The sequence below is a fragment of the Salinimonas iocasae genome (genome assembly GCF_006228385.1).
In the GTDB taxonomy this organism is placed as follows: Bacteria; Pseudomonadota; Gammaproteobacteria; order Enterobacterales; family Alteromonadaceae; genus Alteromonas; species Alteromonas iocasae.
In genome coordinates, this window is the sequence record NZ_CP039852.1 from 3,549,361 (window position 1) to 3,571,349 (window position 21,989).

The window sequence follows — 21,989 nt, forward strand, 5'->3', positions numbered from 1 at the left end:
GACTCAAAAATCTTAAAATTACAGTCGTCTGGTCTATCCTCAAAAGGGTGGCTGATAAAGACACGTTAAGTACATATTTCGGCGCAGTAGCAGATTTACGATGATAATGAATAGTGACCAGCATAAGCTGGATGAAATACGAACGACCCTCAGCAAGCATTCAACGCTGATGGGAGCCTACTCAGAACTGGAGAAAATCCTTCTGTCTTTGTTCGATGCATCCCGCATGAGTATCTTTCAGCGCCGTCGTCAGCATCAGGATTTGGTTGCCCGCTTTAAAACAGGTAAAGAAACCACCGAGATTAAAGTCCCCATCAGTCCGCTTTCTATTGCCGGTTATGTCGCTCTTTCTCAGCTTCCTGTACTTATCAGCGACCCCTACGACAAAGATGAACTGGCGCGTGTCCATCCTCGTCTGCGCTTTGCAGACAAATTTGATAAGTCCAGTTCGTTTAAGACCCAGAATATTTTATGCGTGCCCATTTTAAACGCCGGCGTATTGCTTGGCGTTATGCAAATCATCAATAAAAAGACCGGTTCGTTCAATGACACCGATTTGGATATGGCACGTCAGGTTACTGATATACTTGGTCAGAAGTTTCGTTACGAGCTTGGCGGCACTGCCAATGCTTTTGACTCTTTATTGCATCAGGGCCTTATAGAAGAAAAAGCCCTTAAAGAGCTGATAAGCTCATCTAAAGACCACCGACAGGTTGTGCAGCGACTGATGACTGAGCATCGCGTGCAGGAAGCTCAGGTAGGCAACTCGCTGTCGGTGCATTATCAGGTCCCCTATCTGGCGTACCTGCCAGACAAGTACCACCTTTACCAGAACGACAGCAAACTGAATCTATCATACCTGAAGCGTAACTTTGTTTCGGTCATCGCCGATGTTCATGACAATCCTATTGTGCTGATGGCCGAACCCAACAATGCCGCGTTATTGATGGAAATTGAAAGCGCCATGGGCATTGATGTTTACGATATTGCTGTCGGCCTGCCAAACCAGATACTACAATATCTTGGTGAGGGCAGTGGTGGTGCTGCGCCGGGCGAGATGAGCGAAATACTCGACGAGATAGGTGGCTCAACAGAAGAGGTAGACGATCACACTGACGAGTTATCCGACGATGCACCTGCGGTAGTTCGCCTTGTTAGTCGTATTTTGCATGATGCCAAACGCCTTAATGCATCAGATATTCACATTGACCCGGAAAAGTCGGGCCCTACCCGGGTTCGGATGCGAATAGATGGTGTCTGCCGCGATATGAACCAGATTCCTAAGGGGCATCACAGCGCGGTTATCGCCCGGATAAAAATTATGGCCAACCTGAATATCGCTGAAAAGCGTGTACCGCAGGATGGAAAATTGACTTTCGGCATGAGCGGCCAGCCTGTGGAAGTGCGTGTCGCGACTATTCCAACGGTCGCGGGCGAAGGCGTGGTAATGCGTATTCTTGCATCGGGTGGCGCAATGCCTATTGATAAGATGAACCTTGCGCCTTCCAATATGACCCGCCTGGAAACTATGATCAAAAAGCCTCATGGTATCTTGCTGGTAGTTGGCCCTACGGGTTCTGGTAAAACAACCACCCTTCATGCTGTTCTTGGTTACCTGAATACACCAGACAAGAAAATCTGGACGGCAGAAGATCCTGTGGAAATTACACAGTCAGGCCTTCAGCAGGTTCAGGTCAGCCCCAAAATCGGCTTTACTTTCGCAAATGCACTTCGGGCATTTCTTCGGGCTGACCCAGATATTATTCTTATTGGGGAAATGCGTGACAAAGAAACCGCTCACGCTGGTATTGAAGCGTCACTGACCGGTCACCTTGTATTGTCTACCCTGCATACAAACTCAGCGCCTGAAACCATTACCCGCTTACTGGACCTTGGTCTCGACCCGGTCAACTTCTCTGATGCCTGTGTGGGTATTCTGGCCCAGCGTCTGATACGCACCTTGTGCAGTAACTGTAAGGAAAGCTATAACGCCTCTGAGGAAGATATCGCTTTTATCCGTCGTCAGTATGGCGATGCATATATCGACGAGCTGAACATGAATGATTCACTCACGCTTTACAAAGGAGCAGGATGCGATGAATGTGGTGGCACGGGCTACCGCGGCAGAACCGGGGTGCACGAACTGCTTGGTATGACGCCTGAATTGCGCTCGCTGATTTACAAAGAAGGCAGTGTCGCCGAGATGAAATCTCAGGCGATGGATGATGGTATGCGCACACTGGTTCAGGATGCGCTTTTTAAAGCGCTTAAAGGCGACACAGACATCGCTCAAGTACAAATTATCAGCGGCGCCGAGTAAAAGTTACTGACACCGCTGTCAGTTTTTTTAACAGCTTGGTGGCTTTCGCTGAGCGTCAGGTTCGATATGCTTTTGATTTCGTTCATTAGTTTCGATTGGGAGCAATAATTGCTTCTTTTCCGGTTCCTTTAAAATCATTCCAGCTATGTTGTAGGAATAAACCTGGAACATTCTTTTTATGAAATCTCGTTCTTTACTGGCATTATCGTTAGGTTTCGCTGCGACCGTATCATTCTCTTCCTCAGCAGCAGTGATCGACTTAAGCGGATGGTCTTCCGAAGGTGAAGGCACATGGACAACGCAGGGTGACAACAGCACGGTCTTACAATCTGCAAACAGTGACCCCACCGTATTTTTCAATGGAATGGACAGTCAGGGAATGCAGCTGTCAGGCTCTATCAGTGTAGAGCAGGATGCTGATGACGACTTTATCGGTTTTGTACTGGGTTACAATGCGGGCGACTTGACCAGCGACGAAGCAAGTTATTTACTTATCGACTGGAAGCAAGCCGACCAGAGCTTTTATAACCGCCCTGAACTGAGCTTTGAAGGTGATGCGAATGCAGGCCTTTCTATCTCGCAGGTAAATGGTGCATTAAGCATAGAAGACGCATGGCGCCATGACGGTACGGTGACTGAACTGCAGCGCGGTACTAATCTGGGCTCTACCGGGTGGGAAGATAACACCGCTTACAGCTTTGATTTAATTTTCAATGCTGATCAGGTACAGGTTTACGTTAATGACGTTTTGGAGCTTGATATTAGCGGCACGTTCACTAATGGCTCCTTCGGGTTTTATAACTTTAGCCAGCCTAATGTGCTGTACGCAGGCATTACGGAAGATGTCGTTGCGCCTCCGGCAAATGTGTCGGCGCCCCTGACAGCGGGTCTTATGGGCCTTGGGTTAGCTGGTATCTTTCTGCGCAGAAGAAAGTAACATTCTAACGGAATAGCATCTCGCGGAAAGAAGCTACAACTATTTGAAGTCGCCGTTTTGGCGACTTTTTTATTTCCTCTTACTCACGTTCTGCCCTCGGCAGCCAATGCACCTCTTCTTACCGGTTAAACAACGACAAAACTGCGCCTAGTCGCCACTTTTACGTATCATAGAGTCGGATTTAGTCAGGGTACCTTCATGTTCGCAGTAGATTTTGAGATTCTCATTGCCGCATTACTGTTATTTGCCGGCATACTTTCAAGCAAATTGTCTCCCCGCCTGGGCTTACCGATGCTGGTTATCTTTCTGCTGGTCGGTATGCTTGCGGGTGAAGCCGGGATAGGCGGAATTCAGTTTGATGATGCGCAAACAGCGCATGCACTGGGTACGCTGGCCCTTGCTGTGATTTTGTTTGATGGTGGGCTGCAAACATCCTTATCGGCCATAAAGCTGGCCTGGAAGCCTGCATCGTTGCTATCGACACTTGGCGTTGCTATTACGGCAGGTATCACCGGAGTAGCAGCCGCATACATTTTGGGGATACCCCTACTGGTCGGGTTATTACTTGGCGCGATTGTCGGCTCTACTGATGCCGCAGCTGTTTTTTCTATTCTTCGAAGTGCCGGCATTCACATTAAGCCCCGATTGAAAGCAACCCTTGAAATAGAAAGCGCCTCCAACGATCCAATGGCCATATTTCTTGTAGTAGGGTTATTACAACTAATCACAAACCAGATGCAGCCAGGGCCCGATTTGGCGATACTGTTTGCCAAGCAAATGGGAATCGGGGCTGTGACCGGCCTTATTGTTGGCTGGCTCGCAATTAAAATGATTAACCGCATCCAGCTGATTGCCGCAGGGCTTTATCCGGTACTAATCGCCGTATGCGGCGCGCTTGCATTTGGTGTATCAGCCACGTTGGGTGGCAGCGGCTTTTTGTCGACCTTTATCGCCGGGGTAATTATTGGCAACAGTCGCTTCGTATTTCAGCAGGCAACGTTTTTGTTTATGGATGGGCTAGCCTGGCTCAGTCAGATAGCCATGTTCGTGATGCTGGGGCTGCTGGTAAATCCACCTTTACTGCTTGAGGTGTGGGCAGAAGGGCTGGTTATTGCAATCATTCTTGTTTTTGTGGCCCGTCCTCTGGCTGTTGCGCCTCTATTGGCATTAACGGGTTTTAACCGGCGCGAAATATCATTAGTGTCGTGGGTAGGGCTTCGCGGCTCGGTGCCAATTATTCTGGCAATCTTTCCGCTATTGTTTGGTATAGAAGAAGCAGGCCTGGTGTTTAACGTGGTTTTCTTCGTGGTGCTGTTATCTGCGACCGTACAAGGTTCTACCCTGCCCTGGGCGGCAAAAAAGCTAAAGCTTACGCAAGCACCACCAGACTGCCCGGTGAAAAAACTGGAGGTGCCCTCGCTAGGCGGCGTGAACGCAGATATTGTCGAAATTACACTTAATGAGCGCTCTCGCGTATGCGGTTTCACCCTTGCTGCACTACCACTTCCCATTGGCGTAAATATCGCCATGATAGTGCGGGGTGATGAAGTACTGCCACCTGAAGAAAATACGTCACTGGAAGCGGGGGATCACCTTTTCATCACTCTAGAACCGCAGCTGCGTAGCTATCTTGATGCCCTTTTCGCAGCGAAAGATGAAGCCGTTAGAGAAGGGCTTCATGGTACAGCTTGTTTCGCCGGTTCGACCTCGCTGGGTAGCCTGGCGCTATTCTATGATGCCCCTTTTCAAAAGGAGGAGCCTGAGACCGCCGCGCAGTATCTGAACCGTAAACTGAAAGTAGTTGAATCCGGCGCGCTTGTTGAGCACGCGGACGTTTCGCTATCGGTCAGTGTACATAAGGGCAATGACATAACCATTGTATGTTATGCCCCTGATTGATTTGCCTTTACAGAACTATTTTTTCAACACCAGCTTGCCAAATACCGATGCATCTATGTAACCACGGTTTTTATCGCCATCAACTGGCTCAATATCATGTGAGCCGATGAAATGCTCGCGCTTTTCGCTTCCGTCGTTATCGCAATAGGCCAGCATGAAACCTATCACCTTTTCTGCCTTCAGGCTTACTGGTTCGCCCGGAGATGCTGTATTGAAAGTGTCCGGGTAAAGCCTGATCGCAACCTCCCACGTAATCTTGTAAGGTGCTTCGGTCTCGCGCGTCCAGCGACTATTAATATGTTCGTTTAACAAAATTACGCCGTTGCCATCGTTCTCATTACCAAAATCAGCAACATTACCATCCAGTGCAATATGGTAAGCAAAGGCATTAAAGCTGTGAAGATGGTTACCACCTGAAGCGTCCTCATCAATAAAGATTTCCAGACAGTCATCATCCCAGTATGCTTCTTTCGGATCGGGGTGTGAGTCTATTAAGACATCGTCAGTGATTTCCGCAAGAAGATAAACAAACTCTTTGTCCCACAATAGCTTATAACGACCGGAAAAATCCTTTTTAGCTGGTTTTCCACCAATAATATATTTATCGAGTGGATACCATTTAGCAGACCGCCAGTCTGTCTCAGTTGCCTGACCGTCAATGGTAATCGGCGATGTCGCCTTGGTAACGGGTTGCGGTACGTCTTCAGCATTCGCCGTAGTGGCAAACCATAGTGAAAATATAAGCGAAGTCAGGCGTTTCATATGCGGCCCCTATAGGCGATTACAGGCAAAATTTTCACCTGGTGTTGTCAATAAGTGTCAGTATTTTACACACTCACGCTGCACAAGTGATCAGAGGAATTTCAGGATAATAAAATTTCTTTTAATTATCATTATGATAGCTACAAATTCTCAAGCGTCAATATTTTGGCACCTTCAATGCATTATATTTTAGGCGGGTAAGAATGATGTTCCGCATATGCCGAGATTGTTCAGACTAAAAAAGGCCGTGCTGTTCATTCAGCCAGAAAATGCTAATGACGCTAAATCAATTACCTACTTATGCTACATCCCTTATTCAGGCGCAGCGTGACAGCCACTTTTCAACGAATACAATTCCCCGACCCAAACGATGCGACACATCCACCGCATTCAGCAGCGATGCCGAAAGTCAGAGGGAGCACAGCCATCAGAATGCTCGCGCTTATCACGATGCCATATTAAATACTCGTCGTCGGCGTAAATACGATGCACCCAGAGTTGTTTACTCTTCTGAGACAGACAGTCTTCCCCAGCAACAATGGCGTCAGGCAGCCACAGAAGCCAGACGCGCGCCAGTAAAAGGTTTATATGCCGGTGCTACGGCCAGACACCAGATTGACGGGGCTATAGAACAGCTACGTCAAAAGGCGTTATTGTTGCAACTGCTTATTATGAACAACCCGGACGGCTTTATGAGCGCTACGTCCCGAATTCTGTTTGAGCGCCTGACGCATGTTCAACACATACTTCAAAACGAAGTAGAGCATGAAGCTGAGCGTCTGCGCCACTTTCAGCCTGAAACTGACCGCTGCGGAAATTTAATCGATGAGGTCAGCTAACCTCTGAGCTGACTGTTCGTTCCTGATACTGACTGGGCGTTTCATTACACTGAATTTTAAAACTTCGGCTGAAGTAAGAAACAGTGCTAAAACCTACATCATAGGCAACCTGGGTTACCTGCTTTCCTTCATCGAGCAACTTTTTAGCGTTAAATATTCTGTAGTGCTTTAAAATCTCACTGAAGTTCATTTTAAACAGCACCTGTAATTTACGGGATAATTGTCGCTCACTCACCGCCATCAAACTCGCCGCATCACATTTATTAAATGCCTCATCATGGTAGTGCTTAGACAAGACTTGCATGAACCCCGTGTAAAAGGCCTGGTCTTTAGCATTGGCAAACGCCGGCACGTCGAACGGGGATGGTTCATTTACAGGCGCCGATGCTTTCTTATTTCGCGACAATAACGACAACAACTGACCGGCTGTATAGCGCAACGTAGCAGCTTCTACCGGCTTCTCCAGAATGCTGTCTATATTAAGCTCAACACACTGTTCCAACATATCATCGCTCTGCGCATCATTGATGAGGATAAAAGGAATATCCTCAAGTGCAGGGGTTTTAAGCATTGCCTCACGTAGGGCAAAGCCATCGCACTCGGGCATGTGGCCATCGCTGATAACAAGATCCGGCACTATAACCTGCATCGTTTTTAACGCCTGCTTCCCCTGCGATGCTTCCACGCAGTTGTATGATAGCCTTAGCGTATCTTTAAGGTACTGCCGCATATCAGGATTATCGTCAACAATAAGTACAATGGGTCGCTGGTCATCTATACGAGGAATTCGCGGAACAACATCAACCACCATAGGTGGTGATAGTGGCATTTCTTCGGACAGATTAATCAGAGGTAAATAAACTGACAGGCGGTTTCCGCGACCGGGTTTACTGTCGATACCTATCCAGCCCGAATTCGCCAAACTTGCTTCTTTGGCTATTGCCAGGCCAGGGAGCCATTCTTCTTCTGAATCTGCATCATTCTGGGCAAATCGCTCCAGGACATCTGCTGCATCTGATTCACTTAGTGCCTCACCTGAGTCTTTAACCACAATAACCAGCTGCAATGCCTCGCAGCGTGTTTCGATGGTCACCTCTCCACCGTGAGGACTGGCGGCAATGGCGTTTCGAACCAGGTTATATACAATTTTTTCCAGAGACTCGGGCAACAGGGATATAAACCCCGTCGCTTTAAGGCGTGCAGTCAGCTTAATCGCTTTGCGCGTAATTTCAGGCTCCAGATTGGCCAGAAGTACGGGAAAATGCTCTTTGATCGAATAAGATTGTCGGGGCAGCGATTTAGACGATTCTAACCGCTCCACCTCTGTGATTTGATTAATTAATAAATGAAGACGCCGCGCGTTTCTGGCGATGACATTAATCCGGCGGGGATTATCCACATCGTTCGGCTGGTCCTGCACCAACTGCAAGGGGCCGAGTATCAGTGTTAATGGTGTTTGAATTTCTTTGGCAACGTTTAGCAGAGCCCGGTGCTTTCTTTTCAAAATAGTGCGAATGTAGGTCTGGTTTTGCTCCAGCACTTGTTTCTGCTCATCCACCTTATCTGCAAGTTCTTCATTACGTGCCGCCACCCGGGCTTTTATCTGTAATACTGCATAAATCAGTATCAGCAACCCTGCCAGAAAATAGGCTGCATATGCGTAAGGTGTTTGCCACCAGGGTGGTGCTACGATTATGGTTATTGTGCTGATCTCGTTTATACGATAATTGCTTTTGATTCGCGCCTGAAGCTCATAACTTCCTGGCTCAAGCGAAGAAAAATTGACTGCGGCCTCCGCTCGCCCAGCTTCATACCATCTGGGATTATTGCCGAGTAAGCGATATTCGATCAGCTTTTCCGCGCCCGTTAGATAATCGGCAACCACAAGGTTCAGCTCAAACATTTTTTCGTCGTAGGATATGGTTATTGCATTCTCAGTACGTTTTACCAGTCGTTCACTGGCATCAACTACCTTATTTTGAGCACTGTCGAAGGTTTGTAAACCAGTAAAGACTACCCTCGCACTCTCTTTTTCAAAACTTGTAAGACTAGACAGGAGTTTCTTTTTATCAAGCAGATAGGAAAAGTTGTCGCCAATCACAACCAATTGTTTTTCGGCGCTGTGTAAAGCATCGTATTCGAAGTCGATATCATTTATACCAAGCTGTTTCCCAATCGGAGCGTACGCCTTTTCATTCAGGCTATAAATGAACAGTCCGGCATTAGTCGCAACGAGAAAGCGCTCGCTATCAACTTCAGCAATACCCCGAATATACTGAAACGGAAAGTTATCAGCGTTTTTTATCTTTTTACTTTCATCAAGATAAGAGAGCCCATGCCCATCCCCGCACATCCATAGTCGACTCTTAGTATCAAGATAAAGGCACGTTAAGCCTGAATATGGCAGGGATGCCAGTTTTTCAGTGCTTGTTGAGGAGTTTTCTGAGTTTAAACGGTAAATTCCGTCATACAGAGCACTTACATAAACCGTATTTTTATCAGCAACAGCAATTTTTTCCAGTTCACCTTCAAAAAGCAAAGTCGCCCTGTCATCATGCCATTTAACTACTTCATCATGTACGCCATTACTAAGAAGAATAGTCACAGTTTCGTTGTCAGGGGAAAAAACATCTTTGACTGTTATTTCTTTCCGATAACCGTTCCTAAAGGTATTTGAGGCTGATGAATTCCGTGACAATTTATTCAGAGTATAAAATGTGCCTCGCTGATCAATATATTTTATCTCCTCAGCGTTACTTTTTATTAAAAAATGCGGGCCCAAAGTCGTGAGAGGGTAGCTCACTGAAGATTTCTGCTGAGGGTTATAGGAAAATAACCTTTTGTCTCCTGTAAAAAGAACTTCTTTGTTGTCATCAAAAGATATATCGTAAAGTGTATTTGCACTGCTCTCTAAGCTTCCACCCAGAAAATGTGTACCTTTAGCGCCTACTGGAATAGCAAAAAGACCGCGCTGTGTATCAGCGGCGAAAAAATTACCTTCTTCATCGAAGGTGAAGTCCAGTACCACCTCCGCGGCGCGGGATGACAGAAGTGGGCTGAGTAAGTCCGGCGTTTTGATTTCTTTCTCTGATAAATTGAGTTCATAAAGCCTGTCAGCTGCAACCCACAGCTTCCCGCTCTGGTCTCTTTCCAGCTTGAACACTGCTGTATCGTTCGTTCTATCCCAAATAGAGTCTCTTTCTATTAAAGGTGTAACGGTATGATTTTGTTTATCGAACCGATATACGTTTTCGTTTGTCCCGATAAAAATATTGTCGCTCTCTACCATAAATGCGGTTAGGTAAGTCGCTTCAGGGAAATAACTGCTTTTGGCGAAATACGAGATCGAATGGCTGGATAAGTTTAATCGACGCAAGCCTTTTGTGATATCCAGCCACCACACTTGCTCATCGTCCAATTTAAGGTGTCGGATGTCTGTAACAGTATCAGGGGATAATTCCGAAAGTGAAACGAGCAATCTCTTCGACCGTTTATCAACAATATGAAGATCCCGAATCGTACTTATCGCTATATAGGTATCGCTGACATCTACCGACCAAACTGAACGTGTGTCGAGGTGCTGAACAATAAATGGCTCTATTGTCTTATGTCGTCTGTTTAATAAATAAATACCATCACCAAATGCCGCAACTAAGTGATAGTCCTCGTCGAATCGAGTTATAGACGAAATATAATTTGTTTTAAGTGATGAATTAAGCGCGTCAAAGTGGTGTACTGACGAACCAATTATACCGAATAGTCCGTTTTCTGCTCCCAGCCAGATTTCATCACTGGTCACGTCAATTGTTCGAATTACACCTGTTGGCTTTCCATCGAAAGATTTTGAAAAGTCTAAGGGTGTTACAACCTGCCCTTCCGCTTTTCCAATAGACACGATAACTATAAAAAATAGGACATTATAGAGTTTACTTCTCATCCCAGGAATTCCTTGTCCTGATAATGAAAACGTTATACCGCGCATTTAGTGCAAAATACAGTGGTCTGACCGAAGACTAGACTAAAGTTTAAACACAAGGAAGAAGTACAGTGAAAAAGGAAAATTCAAAAATCGTTCAATTACAACAAATTGATATATTGAAAGTTTCAGCAGGGGCAATGTCCTTTAAACCAGCAGGGTACTCGGGAATAGAAGACAATCTGCGCCTGACTCCTCGCTTCCCTTCTCCCAAAAAGCCGATCCCCGGCTTTTAATATATCAAACTAACAAAAACTGCATTCCGGCACGTTCTGCCGCGATGCGGTCGTAATCAAAGTCTCCCACATATAAGCAGCGGCTGGGATGAAGCCCCCAGTTCGCTGCAATTTGTAAGAGCGCTGTAGGATCTGGTTTGGCGGGCGCGTCTTCACGGGTAATTACTGTTGTAATTGGAATCTGATTGGTTTCTATCTTTATTGTGGTTGCGTTCCGGCTATTGCGGGTGACGATAGCCATAGGCACCCCTTCAGCCTGCAAGGCTTCCACCAGTGCTTTACCTTTACTGAGCCAGCGCGCGCCGTGGGCATCGGCTAACTCTTGCTCTACAATAAACGCTGCCGCCGCGTCCTTTTGTACTGCATCTTCGATATCTTCAACAAACGTAAGAATATCCACCCCGGTGGGACACCCAAGTTTCTTTCTAATATCACGAAAATTCAGGCCCGACTCAACCAGAGTGCCGTCCAGGTCGAAAATAACACCCTCAATATCAGAAAAATCAATCATTACCCTGCCCGCTTAACATGTGATTTTTGGAATGTCCTGCCAATTAGTTGTAAACTGAGGCGATAGAAAATTACGCTTCATCGACCACTTCACATTTACCCCTTTGGCAGCAATGCCTAATGTATTCTTACCATATCTTTGATTAATCAGGTCCATGCACTGCATTAATTCTGGTTTAGATTCGCACGTATTAAACAGATCAGGTTGTGATTGGGCCACCGGGCAAAGCGATATCGCACCAACACCACTTTTGTGAAACTTCACTCCCGGCCTGTAAATCTCTCTGGCCGCTTTAGATACGACTCGTACCAGACTGCTCACATCGTTAACCGGAAACGCAAAGGTATGTTGAACACTTCGATGATAATGGCCATTGCTAGCAAAAGGGTTGGCATGGGCAAATACAGTAAGCACCTGAATAGCACTTTCCTGACGTCTTACTTTTTCAGATACGCGCTCAGCATGCCAGGCCAGGGATTGGCGCAAGTCTGTGAAGTCAGTTACCGGAGAGCCGAAAGCACGTGTAGAAAACGTTTGTTTCTTTTCAACAGGTAGCGACTCCCACTCAAAACAAAATGTCCCGTTGAGTTCTCGCACGGTACGTTCAATTTCAACCGAAAATTGTTTTCGCATAGCTTTGGGACACGAATCCGCTAACGCCAATGCAGATTCGACATCCATAGTTGCTAATCGTGCCGCGATACGTTTTCCCACGCCCCAAATATCGCTGGCCTGCATTTGGCCTAAAACCCGCCGCCGAATCGCATCATTGACCAACACCGCTGTTCCTTTGTTGGTTTTACGCTTTTTTGCCACAAAGCTTGCTACTTTTGCCAGAGTAGGTGTAGTGCTTATTCCCACACTGACCGGAAGCCGAAGCTCGCGCGCTACTGTTTCTCTTATCATCAGCGCGTAGTCTGCCCACCCTTCTTTGGGTACCCACTGGCCAAAATCCAGAAAGCACTCATCAATACTGTATACGTGCTGACGAGGCGCGAATCGACCAATAACCTCCATCATTTTATTGGAAAGATCATCGTAGAGTTCGTAATTGGATGAGCGGATGACCGCACCATGGGCGCGCAGCATATCCTGGACTTTATAATACGGTCCGAACTTTTTAACGCCCAGCAGTTTAGCCTGATCGCACAACGCACAGATACACCCGTCATTGTTGGTCAGCACAACTACTGGGCGCTGCCTGATCGATGGGTCAAAAATCTTTTCCGCTGAAGCGTAAAAGCTATTTACATCAATTAGCGCAAACATTGTGAGAGCTGTCTGGCATAGCGATGGAGCCTGACAGAGCGAATCACTATGCCTTCTTCTTCAAATATGTCGCCGTCGCGCAACTGATGACCTTGCTGATTACTACCCGGCGATAACAGCAAGCTCGCCTTGCGATCGAATAGCTTGCACACAAAGCTGCCATTTAAATTTGCCACTACAACATCTAATGACGATGCATTGGCTGCGCGATCTACAATAAGAAGATCGCCGTCGAAAATACCCACGCCCGTCATTGAATCACCCTTGGCCTGACCAATAAAAGTTGCGGTAGGGTGCTCAATTAACAGCTCATCCAAATCCAGCGTTAACTGCCGATACTCTGCAGCAGGCGATTGAAAGCCGCTTATTCCGGCCTGCGCGAAAACAGGAATTACTTTTAACATACTGCATATCTCTGGTTGCATTTTATACTGTTTATATATACAGTATTTGCAGTTGTCTCGTTAAAGTCAAATTACAAATCGGAGTGAATCATGGCGATTACCGTACAATATGTCGTAACACACAAAGAGGTTGAAAAGCTTGTGACCACGGACAAAAAAGCCGCAGATCAATACGATAAAATGCTGGATACCGCAGATAACCTGGCTGGCTTCATGGCGGCTATGGGTGTGAAAATGGAAGAAGCTCATATGGAAGAGCTTTCGATCATGCTGGCAAAGAATAAAGAAAAGGTAAATAAGTTACTCAAAGGTACTTCTCTGGATAGCGTATTGGAAGACAGCAGCGCAGAAGTGGTAAAGCTTAAAGCTGGCAATGAGAATTAACAGACAATAACAGCGGCGGCTTTTTTTCTCAGGTCAGAGTTGTTATAACAACGACATCCCGAGCCTGACCTGAAACCAATGTCGCATCAATCGAATTTGTATTCATCCACCGGGACGGAACTGGCTGTAGACATCAGAAATCTGGTGTATTCGTACAGCAAGTCTGCGTCTCCGGTTATTAATGTCAACGCATGGCAAGTCCCCAAACGTGGCCATGTTTTTGTCTCCGGCGCCTCAGGCTCAGGCAAAAGTACATTACTTAATTTACTGACCGGTACACTTCAGCCGGATTCCGGGTCTGTCACATTGTTCGACACTGACTTCGCTGCGCTGTCGGCGCGACAAAAAGACGCGTTCAGGGCGAAACATATTGGTGTTGTCTTCCAGCAGTTTAACCTGATTGACTACCTGACTGTACTTGAAAACCTTACAGCGGCCGCCTACTTTGCGAAAAACAAGTCTTTAGATATTGAAGCCCGTGCCAGGCAGTTATTGGATAAGTTGCAATTGCCGGCATCAGTGCTTAACCAGAGGGCTGATACACTGAGTGTGGGTCAACAGCAGCGCGTGGCGATTGCCAGAGCGCTAATCAATGCACCACATCTTATTATTGTTGATGAACCCACCTCAGCACTAGACGCAGACGCCCGGGATAAATTTATGCAGTTGCTGGTTGAGGCGACTTCAGACAGTGCTGTTATTTTTGTCAGCCATGATAAAAGCCTGGCCCGATATTTTGATACCCGGGTCGACATGGCAACACTCAACCAGGCCGGTACGGTTACCTCATGATTGCAAAGATAGCGCTGGCGAGCCTTAAAAACCGACGCACCTCCGTAGTGCTGACATTAATATCTATCATCATCAGTGTAAGTTTGTTGCTGGGTGTTGAGTTTATCCGTGGGCAGGTAAAACAAAGTTTTACCCGCACCGTTTCCGGCGTGGACTTAATCGTAGGTGCGCCTACCGGCAACCTAAATCTGCTGCTCTATTCAGTATTTCGTATCGGTAATGCCACTAACGGCATAAGCTGGGAACAGGTTGAGAAGCTAGATGACCATGCATTGGTTAAATGGGTGATTCCTGTTTCTTTGGGCGACAGCCACAAAGGCTTCAGGGTCGTAGGTACAGACAACCGATATTTTACCCATTATCAGTATGGCAACCAGCAGTCACTTGAAATGTTTTCCGGGGCGTCATTCGCTGGTGATATGTCTGCGGTAATCGGCAGCGAGGTGGCCAGGTCGCTGGGCTACTCGGTTGGTGATGAGCTGGTAATTTCACACGGCCTGGGGAACGTGAGTTTTAAACAGCACGAGCAACACCCGTTTACGATAACCGGTATACTCGCAGCAACGGGAACGCCAATTGATAAAGCGGTACATGTCACGCTGCACGGTATAGAAGCAATGCACGAACAGGCAACCGCGTCCTCGTCTGTACGTTCATTACGTATTCGAAAGCCCACAGGCCAGGATGAGCATACCTCCTCACATGATGATGATCACGAAGCCCACCAGCATACGCCAGAGCAGGTTACGGCGATTTTTGTCGGCCTGACCAGCCGCGCAGCCGCATTACAATTGCAGTATCAGCTAAATCAGAAAAACGATGAACCTGTGCTGGCAATTTTGCCTGGGATGGCGCTTTCACAGTTGTGGCAACTGATGGGGGGCATAGAGAAGCTATTGCTTGGAATCTCAGTGCTAATCCTGGTGGCATCACTTATCGGTTTGATCACCATGCTACTGGCTACAATGCGCGAGAGGCGTCACGAAATAGCAGTTTTACGCGCGATGGGTGCTGGTCCCCTTTCGATATTGTGGCTGGTACAGACAGAAGCATTGCTTGTAGCACTGACCGGATGCATTGCAGCGCTTGGCATCGATGCTGGTTTGTTTGTATTGCTGGAACCTTTATTAAGTGAAGAATTTGGCCTGTTTATCAGCGGAACATTATTGACAGTAAACAGTGCCATTATTATAGGCAGCGTGTTGGTCGCTACGTGGTTGTGCAGCTTTGTACCTGCGCTGGCTGCCTACAGGCAGGCACTTCATGCCGGGCTTAGTCAGCGCTAGTCGCCAACCCTGCCCGTTGTAGAAAATCGGGTGATGACAGAATTTACCTGCGTCACCATATTACGCAGCTCCTGGCTCGAATGAAGGGAAGACTCAGATGCTTTTTCTGTCTCCTTAGCGCCATCGGCAATTTCCACAATTTGCTGATTGATGTGCTCAGCCACGCTGCTTTGCTCCTCTACAGCAGAGGACATTTCAATCGTCTGGTCGGCAATAACACTGACCGCCTGATTAATCTCCGACAATGTCGCACGCGTTTCCTCTACGGTATCAGTGCCTCGTGTCGCGGCTTCCAGCCCCGCATCAGACACCTTAACCGCCCGCTCAGAGCGCTCTGCAAGAATCTGAATAATATTATGGATTTTGTCAGTAGACTCGCGGGTTTTAGAAGCCAGAGAGCGCACCTCATCGGCCACCACCGCAAAGCCACGACCTTGCTCACCTGCACGAGCCGCTTCGATAGCCGCATTTAATGCAAGAAGATTGGTTTGCTCGGCAATGGTAGAAATAATACTGGCTGCCTCGCCGATATCTGACGTGGACTGCGCCAGTTCCTGCACGGTTGTAGATATAGACTGCACCGCCTCTTTCAGCTCGCGAATAGACTCCAGCGCCATGTCTGCCTTGTGATTACCGTCTTCTACATTCTTTGAAGCTGTCCGCGCGCTGCTGGCATTCATCTCAACCCGTTCTGCAACTTCATTAATTGCCTGCGACATTTGCGTCACCGCCGATGCAATCTGCTGAGTAGCCTGGTTTTGCTGGCTGACTACGCTACTTGCGCTTACCGCCTGACCATGAGTGAGATCTGCAATCTGATCAAGTCCGCTGGCAGCATCTTCAATGCGCGTCAGCGCAGTACGTGAACGCGCCAGCTCGCAGCCCAGCACCAGTTTGGCACGGGCTTTTATACCAGTATCGTCAAAATAGGTCTGCGCGACTACCTCATCACTAAAACTGTCCGGGCTAAGTGAAATCAATCCTTCCCAGTCACGTCGCTGACTAATACGACTCCATATGCCCGCAACGCCAAACCCTGCTGCGGCAACAACTGCGGGCACAACCCCGCCAACTGCCCCGCAAACTGCGGTTGTCGCAAGCCCTGGGATTAGAACCGGCAAACTGGCGGAGAGCCAGTCAAGGCCGCTGCGCATCGCACTTACCGCAGACTTACCCTGACGTAGTCGCAGATAAGTATTTTCTGCACGTTGAATTTCTTCGGGTAAGGCCGGTACCCGCACCGACTCATACCCGACAATATTACCCTTTTCATAAACGGGTGTTACGAACGCAGATACCCAGTAGTGGTCGCCGGATTTACGTCTGTTTTTAACCAGCCCCAACCAGATATTTCCCGATTCAAGGGTTTGCCACATTTGCTTGAAAACCGCCGACGGCATATCAGGGTGACGAACCAAATTGTGGTTCTTGCCGATCAGTTCATCCTCATCAAATCCACTTACTTCGATAAACTGCTGGTTACAATGCGTAATTACACCGCGTCTGTCAGTTGAAGATATCAGACGGTAATCTGATGGAAATTTATATTCTTTGTTGGTGACGGGCTGATTGTTGCGCATAAAAATTCTCCGGCATTCCCTTGTATCGCGTATCGCTTCACTGACGGGTAGAAAAGTGTGGGAAATAAGCCCTTTCGACATGAAAGCGGCAGGCATCATGGTGATAATTATCGGCTTCCGGCGAAACAGCTAAAGTATTTTTTCAAATACGTTCCCGGCACTATCTATACGTATCAGTCAAAAGTCTAATCACGCAAGTATAGGTAATAATTGATATTTTTAAAGTGTTTAAGTGTGGTAAATGCGACAGGCAGGGAAGAAAAAAGCGAGCGCTGTAATAACGCTCGCCTGAGAAAGTTATATTAACGGGCTGCCTCGTGGGCCAGGCGATCAAGTAGAACCATTGTTTCCTGACTTGCCTTTTCCATATCCCGGAGTAGTCGGTATGCCTGCTCTTTATGATTATTATGAAATGCTGATACCGCCTCTGTACCTGTACGGTGGACTTTAGCATGAGGCGCTTCCAACCGGACAAACGCATCTGATTGCGCAAGCGCCGTTCCGGCCTGCTGCTGATACCACTGCCCTAACCGGCATGCACGGTGATCAACAAGCTCATCAATACGCTTGTGACTACCACCATTCATCATAGCGTACACTTCACTCTTCCACGCCACATGGTCCAGCTTAACGGTCTGAATGAAAGTCTGGTGCGAAGCCACCGTAATCGTCTCTTTCATGCTTGAGCAGTGCGAAACCATCTGATCGTAATCCTGACTGAGGTCATTAACACCCGATGTCAGATGCGTGTTATTTTCCTGCAATTCAGATACGGCACCCACCGCCGCCTTCGTTGACTGGATTATTCCTTTAACCAGTTCAGCAACCTCACTGGCTGACTTATTCGTTTCGTTCGCCAGGGCCCGGACCTCATCAGCAACAACGCTAAAGCCTCGTCCTGCGTCTCCCGCTCTGGCTGCTTCAATGGCTGCATTTAGTGCCAGCAGGTTGGTTTGATCTGAGATACTGGTGATTGTACTTACAAATTTATTGATGTTGTCAGCCGTATCAGATAACCCTGCAATACGCTCGCTCATTTGCCCCATTCTGGCGTTCAGCGCTTCCATTGCCTGCCCGATACTTTGCAAAGACGCAGAGCTGGAAGTAAATAAACTATCAATATTGCTCAGGTTGCTGCTTTCATTACTAATTAGCTCGTAAGAGTGCGCTACCGTTTCGCGGATGTCTGCGACCTGATTTAACGATTCGAGCAATGACTGCGAAAGTACATCTGCAGCACCCGCATCGACCTGATTCTGCAATACACCGTTGCGACTACGCTCTTCATCAAGCGCGGTTTCAAGATGATAAATTTTATCCTGCAGCGCTGCTTTTTCTTGCTCTAAGCGCGCAATTTCCTGTTGTTTTTCATCAAAAGAAGATCGTAAGACGAGCATAACCGCCTCTTAAGTAAAAAATGCCAGCCAATACTGACACACTTATTAAAAAAACCTATTGGCCATTAGTCCAAATTGGGGGCTGGGGAAAAACAGGCCACAGTGTACGACCTGTTATCGGCCCGACAGGAAAAAAACTTTATGACTTTTCAGGCGTGCTCACATAATTTGTCTGACTGACAAGCCTGACTCATGGTAACTGACGTGGTGACCTGTAACTGTGACACGCCGATATGTGTCGCAATAATAAGAAGTTTTGTTTCAGCAATTTTGTTGAATAGCTGCGCAAGTGTTTTACAGCTAAACACATCCAGCCCTTCAAAGGGCTCGTCAATCAGTAAGACCTGCTTTTCGGCCAGCAAAGCTCTGGCAATCGCAATGCGTTTACGTTCTCCGCCAGACAACGATCTGCCACCCGCTCCCAGCCACTCATTCAGATTTTTCATAGAGCTCAGGCCAAGGTCCTTTAACACCTGCCTGATAGCTTCATCACAGATTTTGCGAGCTGGCGCCAGGTTTTCGCGAAGCGTCGCCTGAAGAATTACCGGGGTCTGTTCTACATAAAGCCAGTTTTCAACAAGGCCCGGCTGTAGGGTAATTCCAGCGCAATACTTGCGTCCGCGGTAAGGAATTTCTCCGGCAATAGCCTGAAGCAACGAGGATTTACCCGCACCGGATGCGCCGTTTACTGTCACGATACCGGTGGAAGGGAGATTCGCCGAAACAGGCGCTACATGACGCCCCGCCGCACAAAAATTTTGCAAACGAACGTGCCCGGAAACGGCGGGTTGTAAATTTACCTTTCGCATTTCCAGCGATGCCAAAGCATCCTGTGCGTTTTGGAATCTTGCTGCAAATGTTGTGGTAGCTACTGCTCGCCCGAGCCAGTCTGGCGCTGCAAAGAGCACCAGCGGCAAAATCATCGCTAATGGATTTGCGTAAACCTCAGCACCCGCGTACCAGGCATACAATCCGAGCATCACAAAACATAGCGCCTGTAGAAGCCATACCGCCTGTTGTGACAACGTATTAAGACGCGTCTCCAGCGACCATAAACGCATGGCAGTCGGGCGCTCGTGCTGAGCCTGCGTATACAGGTGCCACAACGAACTGCAGCGCAGATACGCCTCGCTTTGTTCGGTGAGCTCATGTTGGGCTGCAACCTGTTTTACGGCAATAGCCAGACTTTTAACAACTACCCACACTGTAAGGATCAACCAGCCTATGCCCAGCAGCGCCAGCCATATTGTGCCAGGCAGTGATAACATCACGCCCGCAATAAGTAACAGGGGCAGTAGTAACAATGCCGAAGCAAGTTGTGAAATGCAGGCTATCCAGACCGAAGCAAGCGTTTCTGTATGCTCACTGAGCGCATCAGCCAATTGAGCTTTACGCCCAATACGGTGATTTGTCAGTCGTTTGAATAACCGGTGTCTTAACCCCGCGGTACGTGCAAGAAGATCCCGATGACCAGCCCACATATGTCCGTACCCTGACGCTATTCGCAACAATGCCAGCGCTCGGATAACAACAGCGGGTAGCATGTAATTAAAACCTGCAGGTGCGATTGCACACGCGGCTATAAACCAGGCCGATATCACCAGAATAAACAGACCGGTTGCGCCGTGGATAATAGCAAGAAGTAATGTTATCCAGGGTGTTTTCATTGTATCCCTCTGCAATACTGCTCTACGTGCTGGTTAGTCACCTCCCAGCGACTGCTAAACCATGCTTCATTTAGGGGCTTATGCGATACCCAGATAACCGTTTTGTCTTTGCAGCAGTGATGTATTAACTCACACAACACGCGATGCTGTGTTTCGGGCAGATGTGCGGTTGGTTCGTCCAGAAGCCAGACATCAGCATCTTTTAACAGCAGCCTGGCCAGCGCCAGACGCTGTAACTGGCCACCGGATAATGCCGGTTGATCGCCCATTCTGGTATCAAGACCTTCCGGCAACGCCTGTACTACGTCAAGCATTTCAACATCGCTAAGTACACTCTCTATTTGCTGTTCAGTGTATTCCGTTCCCAGACACAGGTTTTCACGCAGCGAATCTGGCAAAAACACCGCCTGTTGGCTGAGCATCACGCAATAACAGTCAAGTGCATGGCTGGCTTCACGAAATCCTGCCAGCGATTCTAGCAATGCTGTCTTACCAGCGCCGGAAGGACCGGATACCTGAATCCAGTCACCCGGATTCAGAGTTAATTCAGATGCATAAAGGGTGGGTGTCTTAAGCTCAAATTCACGCGCATAAAAGCCAGAGAAGGGCCCATCAGCGTTTTTCGCAGGTAGCGCAACCTTTAACAGCCCGTTAAGGGCCTCCGAAGCTGCTGTTGCCTGCGCTTTTTGATGATAAAACTGCCCCAGTTTTTTTAACTGACTGAGCAACAGCGGGGTCGATAGCAGGATCCACAACCCGGAAAAAAACGATATTTCAGGGCCTATCTGTAATTCACCCAACAGACTGAACCCGATAAAAACAGCAATAAGGGCAACCGCCAGTGTGGAAAAAAAATCCAGTACGGTGGAGGATAAAAAAGCGACTGACACAACTTTCATCGTGCGCTTATTCAGCGCGTCACTGGCTTGCTCCATTTGTCTTTGCTGACGGGGATGTGCGCCTAGTGCGCTTAATAAAGGTAAGGCCATTAGCCGATCGCTAAACAGGCTTCCCAGCCTTGCCAGCGCTGTAAATTCCCTCTTATGCAAATACGCAGCGCCTTTACCCACTATCACCATAAACAGCGGCACTACCGGCAATGTAAGCAGCAGCATCAGGCCGATAAAATAATTCAGATAAGCAATAATCAGCAGCACCACCAGCGGTATGATCACTGCAATGTACTGTTGCACACAGTAGTCGGTGCGCCAGTTGACCAGTGCTGGCAAGTGCTTTTGCCACACCATTTGCCAATGATAAACCGTTCGGGTGCTGACCAGAGCATGTTGCCGCGCCCTGAACTGCTCACTCAGGCGTTTTTCGAGGGTGGTTAACTGACGAAGTCGCAATGCCTTGCCCAGTCGGATATCAATCCCCTGGAACACCCAACTGACAAACAGCGCAACGCAAAGCCCGATTAATAAAGACGATGAAGCAGGCTGGCCGTCAATCATCCACTGCTGTGCAATTCCTGCGAATGCGCCAAACGCTGCGATAAGCGCCAGCTCTTTGCAAACGCCGGTGGCTATCAATGGTGTCAACGGGGGTAGCGTGTCGCTACCCACCTCACAACGAAGCCATTGTTTTAACGGGTCCTGCCTCATCATCTTTCCTTAGGGCTGTGTGTCCGAGCGGTCCATATCTTCTGTGGATTCAAGCCACATGGCATTGATAATGCCAAACGCGCAAGCCAGCAGAACCCCGAGAATCCAGGTGAAATACCACATAAT

Annotated in this window: 18 protein-coding genes; 8 read left to right on the forward strand and 10 right to left on the reverse strand. The window is 47.8% G+C overall.

Translation table 11 applies throughout. From position 1 onward, the window contains the following. Positions 1 to 100: 100 nt before the first annotated feature. The 3 genes from FBQ74_RS15925 (at position 101) to FBQ74_RS15935 (ending at position 5,156) form a co-directional block, all read left to right on the forward strand. Positions 101 to 2,320: a GspE/PulE family protein gene (locus tag FBQ74_RS15925; RefSeq protein ID WP_205912266.1), complete on the forward strand. Its 2,220-nt coding sequence runs from the start codon at positions 101 to 103 to the stop codon at positions 2,318 to 2,320. A 178-nt stretch (positions 2,321 to 2,498) separates the two neighbouring features. Then, entirely contained in the window at positions 2,499 to 3,257 is a 759-nt protein-coding gene (locus tag FBQ74_RS15930) for a PEP-CTERM sorting domain-containing protein (RefSeq protein WP_139757597.1), read from the forward strand. A 198-nt stretch (positions 3,258 to 3,455) separates the two neighbouring features. Next, entirely contained in the window at positions 3,456 to 5,156 is a 1,701-nt protein-coding gene (locus tag FBQ74_RS15935) for a potassium/proton antiporter (RefSeq protein WP_139757598.1), read from the forward strand. 15 nt (positions 5,157 to 5,171) lie between these two features. On the opposite strand, the gene FBQ74_RS15940 is transcribed toward FBQ74_RS15935, so the two are convergent. Continuing rightward, entirely contained in the window at positions 5,172 to 5,918 is a 747-nt protein-coding gene (locus tag FBQ74_RS15940) for a sugar-binding protein (RefSeq protein WP_139757599.1), read from the reverse strand. 275 nt (positions 5,919 to 6,193) lie between these two features. Here FBQ74_RS15940 and FBQ74_RS15945 point away from each other — a divergent pair, with 275 nt between their 5' ends. Next, positions 6,194 to 6,757, forward strand: a complete 564-nt coding sequence (locus tag FBQ74_RS15945; protein WP_139757600.1) for a hypothetical protein — start codon at positions 6,194 to 6,196, stop codon at positions 6,755 to 6,757. On the opposite strand, the gene FBQ74_RS15950 is transcribed toward FBQ74_RS15945, so the two are convergent. Then, on the reverse strand, positions 6,750 to 10,694 hold the full coding sequence (locus tag FBQ74_RS15950; RefSeq protein ID WP_168190691.1) for a hybrid sensor histidine kinase/response regulator transcription factor: 3,945 nt from the start codon (positions 10,692 to 10,694) through the stop codon (positions 6,750 to 6,752). The genes FBQ74_RS15945 and FBQ74_RS15950 overlap by 8 nt on opposite strands. Positions 10,695 to 10,804: 110 nt before the next feature. Here FBQ74_RS15950 and FBQ74_RS19005 point away from each other — a divergent pair, with 110 nt between their 5' ends. Continuing rightward, a complete protein-coding gene (locus tag FBQ74_RS19005) occupies positions 10,805 to 10,969 on the forward strand; it encodes a hypothetical protein (protein WP_168190692.1) in 165 nt (54 codons plus the stop codon). A gap of 4 nt (positions 10,970 to 10,973) precedes the next feature. On the opposite strand, the gene FBQ74_RS15955 is transcribed toward FBQ74_RS19005, so the two are convergent. Genes FBQ74_RS15955 through FBQ74_RS15965 form a run of 3 tightly spaced genes read right to left on the reverse strand, consistent with a single transcriptional unit; the run spans position 10,974 to position 13,153 of the window. Next, positions 10,974 to 11,480, reverse strand: coding sequence for an HAD family hydrolase (locus FBQ74_RS15955; RefSeq protein ID WP_139757602.1), 507 nt, complete (start codon positions 11,478 to 11,480; stop codon positions 10,974 to 10,976). A gap of 12 nt (positions 11,481 to 11,492) precedes the next feature. Then, positions 11,493 to 12,749, reverse strand: coding sequence for a Y-family DNA polymerase (locus tag FBQ74_RS15960; protein ID WP_139757603.1), 1,257 nt, complete (start codon positions 12,747 to 12,749; stop codon positions 11,493 to 11,495). Continuing rightward, a complete protein-coding gene (locus FBQ74_RS15965) occupies positions 12,737 to 13,153 on the reverse strand; it encodes a S24 family peptidase (protein WP_139757604.1) in 417 nt (138 codons plus the stop codon). The genes FBQ74_RS15960 and FBQ74_RS15965 overlap by 13 nt, the downstream gene beginning before the upstream one ends. A 90-nt stretch (positions 13,154 to 13,243) precedes the next feature. On the opposite strand from FBQ74_RS15965, the gene FBQ74_RS15970 reads away from it, so the two are divergent. From FBQ74_RS15970 to FBQ74_RS15980, 3 genes are all read left to right on the forward strand, one after another. Further along, on the forward strand, positions 13,244 to 13,537 hold the full coding sequence (locus FBQ74_RS15970) for a YebG family protein (RefSeq protein WP_139757605.1): 294 nt from the start codon (positions 13,244 to 13,246) through the stop codon (positions 13,535 to 13,537). Between the two features lie 78 nt (positions 13,538 to 13,615). Continuing rightward, on the forward strand, positions 13,616 to 14,329 hold the full coding sequence (locus FBQ74_RS15975) for an ATP-binding cassette domain-containing protein (RefSeq protein ID WP_139757606.1): 714 nt from the start codon (positions 13,616 to 13,618) through the stop codon (positions 14,327 to 14,329). Next, positions 14,326 to 15,615 (forward strand): ABC transporter permease, encoded by a 1,290-nt coding sequence (locus tag FBQ74_RS15980; RefSeq protein WP_139757607.1) that lies wholly within the window; start codon positions 14,326 to 14,328, stop codon positions 15,613 to 15,615. Before FBQ74_RS15975 ends, FBQ74_RS15980 begins: the two co-directional genes overlap by 4 nt. Here the strand turns inward: FBQ74_RS15980 and FBQ74_RS15985 are convergent. From FBQ74_RS15985 to cydX, 5 genes are all read right to left on the reverse strand, one after another. Next, a complete protein-coding gene (locus FBQ74_RS15985) occupies positions 15,612 to 17,195 on the reverse strand; it encodes a methyl-accepting chemotaxis protein (protein WP_139757608.1) in 1,584 nt (527 codons plus the stop codon). The two genes, FBQ74_RS15980 and FBQ74_RS15985, sit on opposite strands and share 4 nt — an antisense overlap. A 302-nt stretch (positions 17,196 to 17,497) precedes the next feature. Continuing rightward, entirely contained in the window at positions 17,498 to 18,592 is a 1,095-nt protein-coding gene (locus FBQ74_RS15990) for a methyl-accepting chemotaxis protein (protein ID WP_139757609.1), read from the reverse strand. A 149-nt stretch (positions 18,593 to 18,741) separates the two neighbouring features. Continuing rightward, positions 18,742 to 20,259 carry an ATP-binding cassette domain-containing protein gene (locus FBQ74_RS15995; RefSeq protein ID WP_139757610.1) on the reverse strand — a complete coding sequence of 506 codons (1,518 nt, stop codon included), beginning with the start codon at positions 20,257 to 20,259 and terminating at the stop codon, positions 18,742 to 18,744. Further along, positions 20,256 to 21,866, reverse strand: coding sequence for an ATP-binding cassette domain-containing protein (locus tag FBQ74_RS16000; RefSeq protein ID WP_139757611.1), 1,611 nt, complete (start codon positions 21,864 to 21,866; stop codon positions 20,256 to 20,258). Before FBQ74_RS16000 ends, FBQ74_RS15995 begins: the two co-directional genes overlap by 4 nt. A gap of 6 nt (positions 21,867 to 21,872) precedes the next feature. Further along, a complete protein-coding gene (cydX, locus tag FBQ74_RS16005; protein WP_139757612.1) occupies positions 21,873 to 21,986 on the reverse strand; it encodes a cytochrome bd-I oxidase subunit CydX in 114 nt (37 codons plus the stop codon). Positions 21,987 to 21,989: the final 3 nt, after the last annotated feature.